Source organism: Aquabacterium sp. (genome assembly GCF_030652515.1).
Taxonomy (GTDB): Bacteria; Pseudomonadota; Gammaproteobacteria; order Burkholderiales; family Burkholderiaceae_C; genus Aquabacterium.
Window position 1 is genome coordinate 1 of record NZ_JAUSAR010000051.1, and the last position, 13703, is coordinate 13703.

At 66.4% G+C, this 13703-nt stretch carries 11 protein-coding genes; 4 read left to right on the forward strand and 7 right to left on the reverse strand.

Annotated features, from left to right (window positions below):
* Window position 1: 1 nt before the first annotated feature.
* Window positions 2-427 (forward strand): RNA-binding protein, encoded by a 426-nt coding sequence (locus Q7V20_RS06630; RefSeq protein ID WP_304788443.1) that lies wholly within the window; start codon window positions 2-4, stop codon window positions 425-427.
* 87 nt (window positions 428-514) lie between these two features.
* Here the strand turns inward: Q7V20_RS06630 and Q7V20_RS06635 are convergent, their stop codons facing one another.
* From Q7V20_RS06635 to Q7V20_RS06650, 4 genes are read right to left on the reverse strand one after another with little or no spacing between them, the layout of a single operon-like run.
* A complete protein-coding gene (locus Q7V20_RS06635; protein WP_304788445.1) occupies window positions 515-1312 on the reverse strand; it encodes an SDR family oxidoreductase in 798 nt (265 codons plus the stop codon).
* Entirely contained in the window at window positions 1309-1941 is a 633-nt protein-coding gene (gene lptC, locus Q7V20_RS06640; protein ID WP_304788447.1) for an LPS export ABC transporter periplasmic protein LptC, read from the reverse strand. Before lptC ends, Q7V20_RS06635 begins: the two co-directional genes overlap by 4 nt.
* Entirely contained in the window at window positions 1938-2525 is a 588-nt protein-coding gene (locus tag Q7V20_RS06645) for an HAD family hydrolase (protein WP_304788449.1), read from the reverse strand. The genes lptC and Q7V20_RS06645 overlap by 4 nt, the downstream gene beginning before the upstream one ends.
* Window position 2526: 1 nt before the next feature.
* Entirely contained in the window at window positions 2527-3546 is a 1020-nt protein-coding gene (locus Q7V20_RS06650; RefSeq protein ID WP_304788451.1) for an SIS domain-containing protein, read from the reverse strand.
* Between the two features lie 38 nt (window positions 3547-3584).
* Here Q7V20_RS06650 and Q7V20_RS06655 point away from each other — a divergent pair, with 38 nt between their 5' ends.
* Entirely contained in the window at window positions 3585-5603 is a 2019-nt protein-coding gene (locus Q7V20_RS06655) for a monovalent cation:proton antiporter family protein (RefSeq protein ID WP_304788452.1), read from the forward strand.
* 78 nt (window positions 5604-5681) lie between these two features.
* Window positions 5682-9722 (forward strand): response regulator, encoded by a 4041-nt coding sequence (locus tag Q7V20_RS06660; RefSeq protein WP_304788454.1) that lies wholly within the window; start codon window positions 5682-5684, stop codon window positions 9720-9722.
* A gap of 10 nt (window positions 9723-9732) precedes the next feature.
* Here Q7V20_RS06660 and Q7V20_RS06665 read toward each other — a convergent pair whose 3' ends face one another.
* From Q7V20_RS06665 to mnmE, 3 genes are all read right to left on the reverse strand, one after another.
* Window positions 9733-10791, reverse strand: a complete 1059-nt coding sequence (locus Q7V20_RS06665) for a two-component system response regulator (protein ID WP_304788456.1) — start codon at window positions 10789-10791, stop codon at window positions 9733-9735.
* A gap of 32 nt (window positions 10792-10823) precedes the next feature.
* Window positions 10824-11291 carry a cyclic nucleotide-binding domain-containing protein gene (locus Q7V20_RS06670; RefSeq protein ID WP_304788458.1) on the reverse strand — a complete coding sequence of 156 codons (468 nt, stop codon included), beginning with the start codon at window positions 11289-11291 and terminating at the stop codon, window positions 10824-10826.
* A 107-nt stretch (window positions 11292-11398) separates the two neighbouring features.
* Entirely contained in the window at window positions 11399-12820 is a 1422-nt protein-coding gene (gene mnmE / locus Q7V20_RS06675) for a tRNA uridine-5-carboxymethylaminomethyl(34) synthesis GTPase MnmE (RefSeq protein ID WP_304788460.1), read from the reverse strand.
* Window positions 12821-12954: 134 nt separating this feature from the next.
* On the opposite strand from mnmE, the gene Q7V20_RS06680 reads away from it, so the two are divergent.
* A partial coding sequence (locus Q7V20_RS06680; RefSeq protein WP_304788462.1) for a sterol desaturase family protein occupies window positions 12955-13703 on the forward strand: 749 nt, incomplete at its 3' end.

Consider the following 13703-nt stretch of genomic DNA (forward strand, 5'->3'; position numbering starts at 1 on the left):
TCTGCAAGATGCTTTCTCGCAATTTGGAGCAGTCAGCTCCGCCAAGGTCATGATGGACCGCGACACCGGTCGCTCCAAGGGCTTTGGTTTCGTTGAAATGGGCACCGACCCAGAAGCACAAGCTGCCATCAATGGCATGAATGGTCAGTCCCTGGCTGGCCGCGCCATCGTGGTGAACGAGGCCCGTCCTCGTGAAGAACGTCCAAGCGGTTTCCGCAGCCCCTACGGTGGCGGCGGTAGCGGTGGCGGCGCCGGTGGTGGCGGCGGCTACGGTGGTGGCGGCGGCGGCGGTGGCCGTCGTGAAGGTGGTGGCGGCGGCTACGGTGGCGGCGGTGGCCGTTCCGGTGGTGGCGGTGGCGGCGGCTACGGTGGTGGCGGCGGTGGCCGCTCCGGTGGCGGCGGCGGCTACGGCGGCGGCGGTTACTAAAAATCGCTTCGTGGCCCGCAAGGGTCACAGCGATCTGCAAAAAGGCGGTGCTTCAAGGCGTCGCCTTTTTTCATGCCTGCTCCAGAATCAGCGGCGGCGCTTCTTGCGGTGCTTTTGAGCGCCCACCACGGCGTCGAACAGCCAACGCGGCATGAAGCGCAACACTGCCGCCACGATTCCCATGGGCCAGGGGATGACGCGAAAACGCACGCCCGCTTCAATCGCCTTGAAAGCGCGCTCGGCAAAGGCCTCGGGCGTCATCAAAAAGGGCATGGGGTAGTCGTTGCCCTGGGTGAGCGGCGTGTCGATGTAGCCCGGCGCGATGGTGACCACTTTCAGGCCAAAGGGTTTGAGCTCGCCCCGCAAGGTTTCACACAGGTGCACCACGGCGGCCTTGGCACCACAGTAACCGGCATGGCCCGGCAAACCCCGCATGGCGGCCACACTGGCCACGCCCACCAGGGTGCCCGAGCCGCGCTCGCGCATCGGGGCAATGAAGGGCTGGAAGGTCGAGGCCACGCCCATCACATTGGTCTCCAGCAGGTCGCGCAGCACCGGCAGGTCTTCGGCCAAAGACAGGTCCACCCCCACGCTGATGCCGGCATTGGCGATCACCACGTCGGGCAAGCCTTGCGTGCGCAGGCACGCACTGGCGGCGGCCAGCACCTGGGCGTCATCGCGCACATCGGCGCCGTGCACGGCCCAGCGGTCGGCAGGCCAGCCTTGCTGCGCGGCCCAGTCGCGCATCGGCTGGGTGCGCCGGGCCACCAGGGCCACTCGCCACCCTGCCTGCACATAGCGCGTGGCCAAGGCCAGGCCGATGCCGCTGGAGGCCCCCGTGATGAAAGCCAGGGGCCGCTGTGGTGCGGGCTGCTGATGGGTCACCGGCGAGGGGGCGCGTCATAGCGCCCATGAACGCGGTTGCCCAGTTCGCCCACACGGGCGCCTTCTTCGTACCGCAGGTTACCGCCCAGGATCTGCCCCTGGGCATGCGTGATCTTGACGGGCAACTCCGACGTCACCACCCGCTCGCGCGTGTTGAAACGCAGCATCTCACCTTCAATGACCACGGGGGATTGATCCACGCGCTGGCCCTTGACGGCCGCACCGGACGCCGGCGTGGCCACCACCCGCGCACCGCCATGCAGAGTCACCGTGTCCTGGCTGCCGTTGGCCTCGCCCTGGCGGGCCACCCCTTGCACCAGCTGGCCCTGCAGATCGCGGGCCGACAACTGCACGGCATCGATTTCAAGGCGGTCGCCATCGGCATAGTGGCGCATGGTCTGGCCATCCAGGATGGCGATCAGGCGGCCATCGGGGTTGTAGCGCTCGATCCGGGCTTTCTGCAATTCATAGTCGGGGCTGGACGAGGCCTTGGCCGCGGGCCGGGCGCCCTCCAGCGAAGGGGCCGATTGCACCAGCCACCAGGTGAAGGCGGCCAAGCCGGACAGCGCCACCATGGGCACGGCAGAACGTGCGTGGTCAAGCGCCGAGAGCCAGGGCTTGGTGCTCATGGCTTGGCGCCGTCAGACGTGGTGTCCAGGGTTTCGAGGTGGCCGCGCAGCAAGGCCTCGTAGCGGCCGGTGGCCCACAGCAGCAGGTCACAGCATTCACGCGCCGCGCCTTCACCACCGCGCAAGGTGGTCACGTGGCGGGCCACGGCTTTCACCTCGGCATGGGCATTGAGGGGCGCGCAGGCAAAACCGGCGCGCACCATCAGGGGCAGGTCGGGCCAGTCGTCGCCCATCACGGCCACATCGCGCCAGGGCAGGCCCAGCGAGGCGAGCAGGGGTTCGGCGGCGGCCAGCTTGTCGTGCGCGCCAAACACGGCGTGGACCAGGCCCAGGTCCTTCAAGCGGCGGCGCACGGCGGGCGAATCGCGCCCGGTGATCACGATGGGGGTGATGCCGCCTTGGGCCAGCAGCTTGAGGCCATGGCCGTCCAGCGCGTTGAAAGCCTTGAGCGTTTCGCCCGCTTCGCTGATGAACAGGGTGCCATCGGTCAGCACGCCATCCACGTCGAAGATGGCGGCGCGGATGCCCCGGGCAAAGGGCCGCAGGTCGGCCGAGAAAGACAGGGTGGGGGTGAGGGCTCGCATGTCAGATCACCTTCGCACGCATCAGGTCGTTGGTGGTGATGGCGCCAGTCAGCACGCCTTCGGCATCCACCACCAGCAGGGTGTTGACGCGGTGGGTTTCCATCAGGGCCACGGCCTCGGCGGCCAACACGTCGTCGCGGATGGTGCGCGGGCCCGGGGTCATCAGTTGCTCGGCGGTGGCGGTGCGCAACTCCACGCCCGCTTCGATCTTGCGGCGCAGGTCGCCGTCGGTGAACACGCCCAGCACCTTGCCCGCGGCATCGACCACGATGGCGGCGCCCAGGCCCTTGGCGCTCATCTCGCGCATCACGTCGCTGAACGCGGCTTGCGGCAAGACACGAGGCAGGGCATCGCCCGAGCGCATGACGTCGCGCAAGTGGGTGAGCAGCTTGCGGCCCAGGGCGCCGCCCGGGTGCGAGCGGGCGAAGTCTTCTGCCTTGAAGCCACGCGCATCGAGCAGGGTCACGGCCAGGGCGTCGCCCAGCGCCATTTGCGCGGTGGTGCTGGCGGTGGGAGCCAGGTTCAGGGGGCAGGCCTCGACCGCCACGGCACAGTCCAGCACGATGTCGGCGTGGCGCGCCAGGGACGATTGCGGGCGCCCGGTCATGGCCAGCAGGACCACGCCTTGTCGTTTGAGCAAGGGCAGCAAGGCCGTCAGCTCCTCGCTTTCGCCAGAGTTGGAGATGGCCAGCACCACATCGCCGGGCGTGACCATGCCCAGGTCACCGTGGTGGGCCTCGGCCGGGTGCACGAACATGGCCGGGGTGCCGGTGGAGGCCAGGGTGGCCACGATCTTGCGTCCCACATGGCCACTCTTGCCCATGCCCATCACGACCACGCGGCCCCGGCAACTCAGGACGGCCTGCACGGCGCGCGCGAAGGCCTCGCCCGCTTCGCCATTCAAGCGATCACGCAGGCCCAGCAAGGCCTGGGACTCGATGTCGAGCGCCTGCTGGGCCATCGCAACGAGGGCAGCGGCATCGACCGCCGAAGATGGGGAGGAAGGGGACAATTGCGTCATGAATGCACCGGGTAGGATCAGAGGATTCTAGGGACAAGATGGCCTCCACGCTCGACCTCACCTTGCTGTACCTGTTTGCCGCCGTGCTGGGCGTGGTGCTGTGCCGTTTCATGAAGCTTCCGCCGATGCTGGGCTACCTGGCGGTGGGCGTGGTGATCGGGCCCAATGCCCTGGCGCTGGCCAAGGATTCGGCCGGTGTGCGCCACCTGGCCGAGTTCGGGGTGGTGTTCCTGATGTTTGTGATCGGGCTGGAGTTCAACCTGCCCAAGCTCAAGAGCATGCGCTCGCTGGTGTTCGGGCTGGGCTTCAGCCAGGTGGGGGTGACCATGCTGGCCACCCTGGTGGGCTATTTCGCGCTCGACGCGGTGCTGCCTTATTTCAACATCCAGCATGGCCTGCTGGGCTGGTCCCTGAACTGGCAAAGCGCGGTGGCCCTGGGCGGTGCGCTGGCCATGAGCAGCACCGCCATCGTCGTCAAACTGATGGCCGAACGCCTGGAGCTGGACAGCCAGCATGGCAAGCGCGTCATGGGCATCTTGCTGTTCCAGGATCTGGCCGTGGTGCCCTTGCTGGTGCTGATCCCGGCGCTGGGCGACAGCGGTGGCGACCTGCTCAAGACCCTGGCCATCGCCGCCGCCAAGGCCACCGTGGTGCTCACCCTGCTGCTGGTGGGCGGCCAGAAGGTGATGCACTGGTGGCTGACCCTGGTGGCGCGCCGCAAGAGCGAAGAGCTGTTCATGCTCAACCTGCTGCTGGTCACGCTGGGCCTGTCGTGGCTGACCGAACACGCGGGCTTGTCAATGGCGCTGGGCGCTTTTTTGGCCGGCATGCTCATCGCCGAGACCGAATACAAACACCAGGTGGAGACCGACATCCGTCCCTTCCACGACGTGCTGCTGGGCCTGTTCTTCATCACCATCGGCATGAAGCTGGACTGGCACATCGTGGTCGACAGCTGGGCCCTGGTGATCGTGCTGACGACCTTGCCCGTGCTGTTCAAGTTCGGCCTGATCGCCGCGCTGGCGCGCCAGGTGTTCGGGGCCGACACCGGCGTGGCCCTGCGCACCGGCCTGTACCTGGCGCAGGCTGGCGAGTTCGGCTTCGTGCTGCTGTCCCTGGCCACCGACCACCACCTGCTGCCCGAGCGCGCGCAAAGCCCGGTGCTGGCCGCGATGGTGCTGTCCATGCTGGCCACGCCCTTCATGATCCTGGGCAGCAACCGCCTGGTGATGAAGCTGTCGTCCACCGACTGGCTGCTGCAATCGCTGGCCATGACCAAGATCGCCTCCAAGGCCATCGGAACCGAAAAGCACGTGCTGATCTGCGGTTATGGCCGCAGTGGCCAGAACCTGGCACGCCTGCTGGACCAGGAAAAGATCCCCTACATGGCGATGGACCTGGACCCGGACCGTGTGCAACAGGCCGCTGCCGCTGGCCAAAGCGTGGTCTTTGGCGACGCCACCCGGCCACAAAGCCTGGTGGCCGCAGGCTTGGCACGGGCCAGCGTCGTGGTCATCACCTACCACAACACCCCGTCCGCCAAGAAGATCCTGCACCTGGTCAGCGAGCATGCGCCCGAGGTGCCGGTGCTGGTGCGCACGCTGGACGACAGCGCGCTGGACGAACTCCAGGCCGCCGGGGCCACCGTGGTCGTGCCCGAGGCCATCGAAGGATCGCTGATGCTGGCCTCGCAAGCCCTGGCCCTGGTGGGCGTGCCCATGCGACGCGTGATCCGCCTGGTGCAGGAGCAGCGCCAGGCGCGCTATGGCCTGATGCGCGACTACTTCCACGGCGGTGACGACGACAGCGTGGATGAGATGGAGCTGCAACGCCTGCAATCGGTCACCCTGCATGCCAGCGCCGCTTGCGTGGGCCACACCCTGGCCCAGTCCCTGGCCGCCGAGGAGATGCGCGTGGCGGTGGTCTCGGTGCGGCGCGCGCATGGCGCGGTGGTGGCACCCGACCACGGCCTGGTGCTGGAATCGGGCGACACCCTGGTGCTGTCCGGTCGGCCTCAAAACCTGGCGCGGGCCGAAAGTATGTTGCTCAAAGGCTGAAAGCCCGGGCCAACTCCCTGTCTGCTGGACACCAAGACCGGGCACACTGGCCGAACTAAAAATCCGGAGAGCATGCCCATGGAGGCTTCGGCAACACCCCTGCAGGGCAGGTCAACCAGCGCCAACAAGCGATGGGGCATTCTGGCCCTGCTTTGGACAGCGCTGGTCACCGGCGGGGCCTTCTGGCTGATCCAGCAAGACATCGACGACCGCCGCGCCGAGCAGTTGCAAAGCTCGCGCCACCGCCTGGACAGCCTGAACGACTCACTCACCTTCACCTTCCAGCAACTGCAGGCCCTGCCTCGCGCCCTGGCTCGGCAGATCGCCGTCCACCAATTCCTGCAGGACTCGGTGGTCGAGAACTCGGCCACCCTGACTGAAGCCGACCGCCTGGGCCTGCAAGCCTCGCTGGCCAAACGCAATGATGTCCAGGAGATCTCGCAGCTGATGCGCCAGACCGCCGACGACTTCCACATCCACGACATCTACCTGATCGACCGCTTCGGCACCGTGGTGGCCAATGCGCGCATCAAGGAAGAGGTCAACGTGCTGGGCGCCAATTTCAAAACACGGCGCTACTTCAACGACACCCTGGAAAGCGGCAGCGGCACCCAGTTCGCCGTGGGCCGCATCACCCGCATCCCCGGCTTCTTCTTCGCCACCCGAGTGGACCAGAATGACGCGACCGCAGGCGTCATCGCCGTCAAGCAGAACCCCGAGGCCCTGCAACGCCTGTTCGACGATCCGAAGCGCCTGCTGTTCATCACCGACGCTCAGGGCGTGGTGCTGGTGGGCAACCCCGCCATAGAAACGCTCAAACGCGTGCCCATGCAAGGTCCGATGACCATGGACCCTGTCCAGGCCGAACGCCTGTACATGCGCACCCTGCAGGCCTTGCCCTGGACCGTGACACCGCTGCAGGTCCAGGGCCAGTCCATCACCCGGGTCACCATCCAAGGGCAACACTACCTGGCCCAGCAACAGGCCCTGTCTTACGGCGGGCTGACCGCCTGGACATTGAGCCCGCTGGAAAATGAAAGCACCACCGTGCTGAGCTGGCTGGCGGGCGCCGCGCTGGTGCTGGTGTCCGGCTACTGGGCGATCGCTCACCTGCGCCAACGCTCACACCGCCTGCACGAGCTGACCAAGGCCCAGACCGCCCTGAGCAACATGGCGCACGCCCTGCCCCTGGTGGTGTTCCGCTATGAGCAACCGGCCCAGGGCCGGGGCCATTTCACCTTCATTGGCCAAGGCCTCAAATCAGTGCTGGGCGTGGACGCCATGGCCCTGCAAGACGACCCCGAACTGCCCTGGCGCCTGGCCGGACAAGACACCCGCCTCCCGCCCACCGCCTGCATCGAGTTCCCCATCACCCTGGCGGGCAAGAACGCCTGGGTGCGCTGCGAAGGCACCCCCACGCGCCATGACAACGGCGACATCACCTACAACGGTTACTGGCAGGACGCCACCGAGCAAAAGCAGGCCCAGGCCCGCTCTGAGGCCGTGTTCAACCACGCGCCACTGGGCTTCCTGTTCTTTGACGACCAACAGCACATCACCCGCGCCAACGCCGCCGCCATCGCCATGTTCGGCGCCAGCAGCGAGCAAGCCCTGCTGGGCTTGCAGCCCTCGGCCCCGCCCCTGAGCCCGCCCATCGCCAAAGACGACCTCGCCCTGCAGCAAAGCACCAACGCCATCCTGCAAAAGATCAGCCAGCGCGAGATCTTCCGATTCGAGTGGAAACACACCCGGCTGGACGGCGAACAGTTCGACGCCGAGATGGTCGTCATCCCCTTTGAAGACCGGGGCCAGCGCCAGCTGTGCACCATCATGCAGGACATCACACCGCGCAAGCAGGCCGAGACGGCCATGCGCGAAGCCAAGCTGGCCGCCGAGGCCGCCATGCACGCCAAGTCGCGCTTCCTGGCCAACATGTCACACGAGATCCGCACCCCCATGAACGCCGTGATGGGCATGACCCACCTGGCCTTGATGGAAGACCTGTCCAGCCGCGCCCGCAACTATGTCGAGAAGGCCCACCGCGCCGCGGGCAACCTGCTGCAGGTGCTCAACGACATCCTCGATGTGTCCAAGATCGAATCGGGCAAGCTCGAGTTGGAATCGGCCGATTTCCAGCTGGAGCAGGTGGTCAACAACATGGCCGATGTGCTGGGCGTGAAGGCCGAAGAGAAAGGCCTGGAGCTGCTCTTCACGGCCGACCCCGACATCCCCACCTCGCTGGTGGGCGACCCCATGCGCCTGGGCCAGGTCCTCATCAACCTGGGCACCAACGCCATCAAGTTCACCGAGCGCGGCGACGTGCTCATCGGCGTCGAAGTGCGCCGCCTGGAGGCCGACCGCGTCGAGCTGCACTTCTGGGTGCGCGACAGTGGCATTGGCATGTCGCCCGAGCTGCTCGATCGCCTGTTCCAGCCCTTCACCCAAGGCGACAGCTCGACCACGCGGCAATACGGCGGCACCGGCCTGGGCCTGACCATCTCGCGCCAGCTGGTCGAGATGATGGGCGGCAAGATCTGGGTCGACAGCCAGGAGGGCCGCGGCTCCACCTTCCACTTCACCACGCGCTTCGGCCTGCAATCGCAACCCCTGCCGCGCCGCGCCCTGCTGGCCAGCGAGTTGCAAGGCCGCCGCGTGCTGCTGGTGGACGACAACCCCACCGCGCGCGAAGTGCTGGGCGACATGATGCGCCGCCTCGGCCTGAATGTTGAAGTGGCCAGCAGTGGCGAACAGGCCCTGGACAACATGCGCCAGGCGCAGCGAACCGGCCAGTCCCACCACCTGCTGCTGACCGACTGGAAGATGCCTGGCATGGACGGCATCGCCTTTGCCCGCGAAGCCCTGAACATGCCGCCCGAGCACCGGCCCTGCGTGCTCCTGGTCACCGCCTTTGCCCGCGACGAAGCCCTGCGCGCCGCGGAAGGCTTGGGCCTGGCGGGAGTGCTCAACAAACCCGTCACACCCTCCACCCTGCACGACAGCATCTCGCGCGCCCTGGGCCAGCACGTGGACGTGCCCACCACCGCCCACCACACCAGCAAGGTGCTGGAAGTGGCGCAGCGCCAGCTGGCGGGCGCGCGCCTGCTGCTGGTGGAAGACCAACCCTTGAATCAAGAGCTCGCCTGCGACCTGCTGGAGCGCGCCGGCATCCAGGTCGTCACGGCCCTCAACGGCCGCGAGGCCCTGGACAAGCTGGAAAGCGGCGCGCAATTCGACGGCATCCTCATGGACTGCCAGATGCCCGTGATGGACGGATACACCGCCACCGAACGCATCCGCGCCCGGCCCGAATGGCAGAACCTGCCCATCATCGCCATGACCGCCAGCGCCATGGCCTCGGACCGCGACCGCGTGCTGCAAAGCGGCATGAACGACCACATCACCAAGCCGCTCGACCTGGGCCAGATGTTCAACATCATGGCCCGCTGGATCATCCCCACCCACCCGGCCTCCAACCCCAAGGCCAGCAACCAGCTGCACCTTGAAAAAGCCCATGGCCTGAACCCCGAGGCCGCGCTCACCACGCTGGACACCGCCGACGGCATCGCCCGCTGCATGGGCAACCTGGACCTGTACCGCCGCCTGCTCAAAGGCTTCGACAAGACCCAGCAGGACTTTGGCCCGCAGTTCTCGCAAGCCCTGCGCGAACAGGATCACGAGGTCGCTCTGCGACTGGCCCATACCCTCAAGGGCCTGGCCGGCAACATCGGCGCCATGGCCCTGCAGCACGCCTGCGGCGAGCTGGAAAGCGCCTGCCAACCGCAGGCCGACGCCGCCAGCCTGGACGCCGCCCTGGCCCAGACCCTGTCGGCCCTGAGCGCCGTGCGCAGCGACATCCGCGCCTTGGTCCAACCCGCCCAGACCGACACCGTGGACGCCAGCCAGATGCTGCGCGACCCGGCCATCCAGGGCCAATGGCTGAAGCTGTCGCAGTTGATCGATGACAACGATGCCCAGGCGCAAGACCTGATCCAGGACCTGGTCGATGGCTGGCCGGGCCTGGTGCAACTGTCCAGCGTGCGCGAGTTGAGCGAAGCCCTCAGCCGCTACGACTTTGATGCGGCGGGCGTGGTGCTCAGGTCGCTGCGTCAGGAGGCCTGACGGCGCCCGATCACTGGTCCGTCATGGCCCCACGGTCATCGGAGTACAACTCCATGACCTTGAGAATCTCGAACTGCTGCTGGAAGAAGCAGTCCACCAGCGTCGGGTCAAAGTGCTTGCCCTTCTGCTCGGCCATGATGGCCAACGACTCAGCGGCCGGCAGCGGTGGCTTGTACGGCCGGCGCGTCATCAGCGCATCGAACACATCGGCGATGGCCACGATGCGCCCATACAGCGGGATCTGCTCACCCTTCAACCCTTGCGGGTAGCCCGTGCCATCCCATTTTTCATGGTGGGTCAGCGCGATGGCGCGGGCCGTGGCCAGCAGCTCGTTGTCGTGCCGCCCGATGATGTCGGCGCCGATCTGCGCGTGCTGGCGCATCAGCACCCATTCATCTTCAGTCAACGGGCCGGGCTTGAGCAGGATGCGGTCAGGCACGCCGATCTTGCCCAGGTCGTGCATGGCCGCGGTCTGGAACACCAGTTGCACGGCTTCAGGGCCCAGGCCAGCCTGCTGCGCCACCAGGCGCGCGATGTGGCTCATGCGCACCACGTGGTTGCCGGTCTCGTTGTCCTTGAACTCGGCGGCACGGCCCAGGCGGCGGATGATCTGCTGGCGCGTGGCCACCAGCTCGGCCGTGCGCTGCGCGACCATGCGCTCCAGCTCGCGTGATTGGTCATACAAAGCCAAATGCGTGCGCACCCGCGCCTGCACCAGCGGCGGGCTGATGGGCTTGGAGATGTAATCGACCGCGCCCATGGCCAGGCCCAGGCTTTCGTCCTCGACCGTCGTCATCGCGGTCACGAAAATGATGGGGATGCGGCGGCGGTCCGGGTTGGCCTTGATGCGCTGGCACACCTGCAGCCCGCTCAGGTCGGGCATCATGATGTCGAGCAGGATCAAATCCGGCGGCTCGTCTGAATAGGCGATCTTGAGGGCCTTCTCGCCCGAGGTCGCCACCTTGATCCGGTACTCTTGCCCCAACACCCGCGACAGCAACTCGATGTTCTGGGGTGAATCGTCAGCCACCAAAATCGTGGGGCGGCGTAACTCTTGGCTGATCAACATCCTGACCCAACTCCCTCATTTTTTGAGGCGCTTCAGGCAGACGGCACCTGGCGCTGTAGATTGGCCCGCATGCGCGTGGCCATGACACCCCCGGCCGCGCGCATCACTTCCACGGCCACGCCCGGCACCCGGGCGATCAACTCTTCAAAACGCTGCAGGCGCAACGCAAAAATCACGCAGCTGGTCATGGCCTCGATGTTGGCCATGCGCGGCGTGTCGGCGAACAAACCCGGCTCGCCACACATGGAGCCCGGCCGCAAGATGGCGATGCGCGCCGCGCCCGGCACCCCACCCGTGACGAACACCTGCAAGGAGCCTTGCCCCAGGAAGTACACGGTGCGGTCGTGATCACCTTGCTTGACCAGCAAATCGCCCGAGCGCAATTCGTGGCGGGTCAGGTATTGGCAAAACGTCCGCCATTGCTGAGCATCCAGACGCGGCCGAAACACATCTTCGGTGTTCAATGTCTGGATGGCCTGAACCAGTTCAGTGACTTCCATCTTTTCCTCAAATTGCGCTGCAGCGCACAATCGCCCAAATTTATACGATCCCGGCGGGCTCGTGGTGGCTATTTAGCAGCAGCCCGCCGGGGTCCATGCCACGCATTTCACTTGCCGATGCAGAAGCGGGTAAAGATCTCACCCAGCAGGTCGTCCGCTGAAAACGCCCCGGTGATCGTGCCCAGGGCGTTGTGTGCCAGTCGCAGCTCCTCGGCCAGCAAATCCAGGGCGCCATCGGCCAAGGCGGCGTGCCCTTGCGCACCCTCCAGGTGTTCGCGTGCCAGACGCAGCGCTTGCACATGCCGCTGTCGGGCGATGAACACGCCCTCGGGCGCGGCCTGCCAACCGGCCTGCTCCAGCAGCAGGCGTCGCAAAGCCTCCAGCCCGTCCCCGGTCCGGGCCGACAAGGCAAGCACCGGCCCCTCGGGTTCGTGCGCCAGGGCCTGCAAATCAGCCACCGCCACGCTGTCGGCCTTGTTGAACACGTGGATCACCGGCACGCCACCCGGCAGCTTGCCCGCGATCTGCACGTCGGCCGCCACATAGGCCGCATCCGCGCTGCGGGTCAAATCATGCAAAAACAGCACCGCGTCGGCCTGGGCGATCGCCTCCCAGCTGCGCGCCATGCCGATGCGCTCGACCTCGTCGCTGGCCTCGTGCGCGGCGCGCAAACCGGCGGTGTCGACCACGTGCAGCGGCACGCCTTCGATCTGGATGGTCTGGCTGACCTTGTCGCGCGTGGTGCCCGCGATCGGCGTGACGATGGCCAGCTCGGCCCCCGCCAGCGCGTTGAGCAGCGAACTTTTGCCCGCGTTGGGCTGGCCGGCCAGCACCACTTGCAGGCCTTCGCGCAGCAAGGCGCCCTGCTTGGCCTGCTGCAACACCTGGTCCAGGGTGGCCGCCACGCGGTTCAAGCGGCCGCGCGCATCGGCCTTTTCCAGGAAGTCGATTTCTTCTTCCGGAAAATCCAGGGTGGCCTCGACCAGCATGCGCAGGTTGATCAACTGGTCGCGTAACAGCTCGATCTGTTTGGAAAACGCCCCGCCCAACGACCGCGTGGCCGAACGCGCCGCCGCTTCGGTGCTGGCGTCGATCAGGTCGGCGATGGCCTCAGCTTGCGCCAGGTCGATCTTGTCATTCAAAAATGCCCGCTGGGTGAACTCGCCTGGCTCGGCCACGCGCAAGCCGGGCAGGCGTTCGCGGCCAGAGGCATCGTCAAGCTCGCGAGACGCCTCCAGGCAGCGCGCCAGCAGCAACTGCAGCACCACCGGGCCGCCGTGCGCCTGCAGTTCGAGCACGTCCTCGCCGGTGAAACTGTGCGGTCCGGGGAAGTAAATCGCCAGGCCGTGGTCAATCGCCTCGCCTTTCGCATCGCGGATGGGCCCGTACGTGGCCAGCCTGGGCGTCAATGCGCGGCCGCACAAGGCCTGGGCCAAGGGCGCCAAACCCCGACCCGACACCCGCACGATGCCCACGGCGCCCCGGCCAGGCGCGGTGGCCACCGCCACGATCGGACTGCTGCGATCCATCCACGACATGCTGCTGTTCACTTTCTCTCACCCTGGAAAAGACCGATTGTCCCCCCTGGGGAAGCCCCTCTGCGCGTGAAACGCGCTCCGTCATAAACTCGGCAGGTCTATCACGAGCAGTTCATGGAGTCGTCGTGTTCAAACTCCTCGCCAGTTGGGGCTTTCTTGTCGGGTCAGTGTTGGGTGGCATCACCGCCGTGCTGCATTTCGGCTTCGACCCCGGCCGGGTCTTCATGTACTACCTCGGGCCCTACTACGTGGTCTGCGTTTTGATGCAGTACGTCTGGCCCGAGCAGCCCAACCGCTTCGAAAAGGGCGAAGTCCTGACCGACACGCTCAACAATGGCGCCATGGTGGCCGTGGGCAGCATCCAGAACTTCCTGACCCACGCCCTGATCGCCGCCACCGGTTCGGGCCTGCTGTTCCATTTCGGGGTGCTCGATGACAGCCTGGCCGCGCGCCACCTGCCCCTGGCCGTGCAGGTGCTGATTTCCTTCCTGACGTTTGACTTCATGTTCTACGTCACGCACCGCCTGGCGCACGAGGTCGACTTCTTCTGGCGCATGCACAGCGTGCACCACTGCGCGCACCGGCTGAGCGTACTCAACGCCAGCCGCGCCCACCCGATCGACCTGATCTGGCGCCGCATCGTGCCCGCCTTCGTGGTGTTCCAGACCGGCGTGAGCCAGGAGGCCTTCATCATGAGCGGCGTGATCGGCAGCGTGCTGGCCACCATCACCCACATGAACGTGAACTTCAAGTTCGGCATCCTGAACTACGTCATCGGCACGAACGAAGTGCACCGCTGGCACCACTCCAACAACATCGACGAGGCCAAGAACTTCAGCGTCTTCATGCTGTGGGACCACCTCTTCGGCACCTT

Bases quoted from the DNA above. Each gene is read 5' to 3' on its own strand.
- lptC (WP_304788447.1), bottom strand. From the start codon at position 1,941: ATGAGCACCAAGCCCTGGCTCTCGGCGCTTGACCACGCACGTTCTGCC.
- Q7V20_RS06655 (WP_304788452.1), top strand. From the start codon at position 3,585: ATGGCCTCCACGCTCGACCTCACCTTGCTGTACCTGTTTGCCGCCGTG.
- Q7V20_RS06650 (WP_304788451.1), bottom strand. From the start codon at position 3,546: ATGACGCAATTGTCCCCTTCCTCCCCATCTTCGGCGGTCGATGCCGCT.
- Q7V20_RS06670 (WP_304788458.1), bottom strand. From the start codon at position 11,291: ATGGAAGTCACTGAACTGGTTCAGGCCATCCAGACATTGAACACCGAA.
- Q7V20_RS06665 (WP_304788456.1), bottom strand. From the start codon at position 10,791: ATGTTGATCAGCCAAGAGTTACGCCGCCCCACGATTTTGGTGGCTGAC.
- Q7V20_RS06645 (WP_304788449.1), bottom strand. From the start codon at position 2,525: ATGCGAGCCCTCACCCCCACCCTGTCTTTCTCGGCCGACCTGCGGCCC.
- Q7V20_RS06660 (WP_304788454.1), top strand. From the start codon at position 5,682: ATGGAGGCTTCGGCAACACCCCTGCAGGGCAGGTCAACCAGCGCCAAC.
- mnmE (WP_304788460.1), bottom strand. From the start codon at position 12,820: ATGGATCGCAGCAGTCCGATCGTGGCGGTGGCCACCGCGCCTGGCCGG.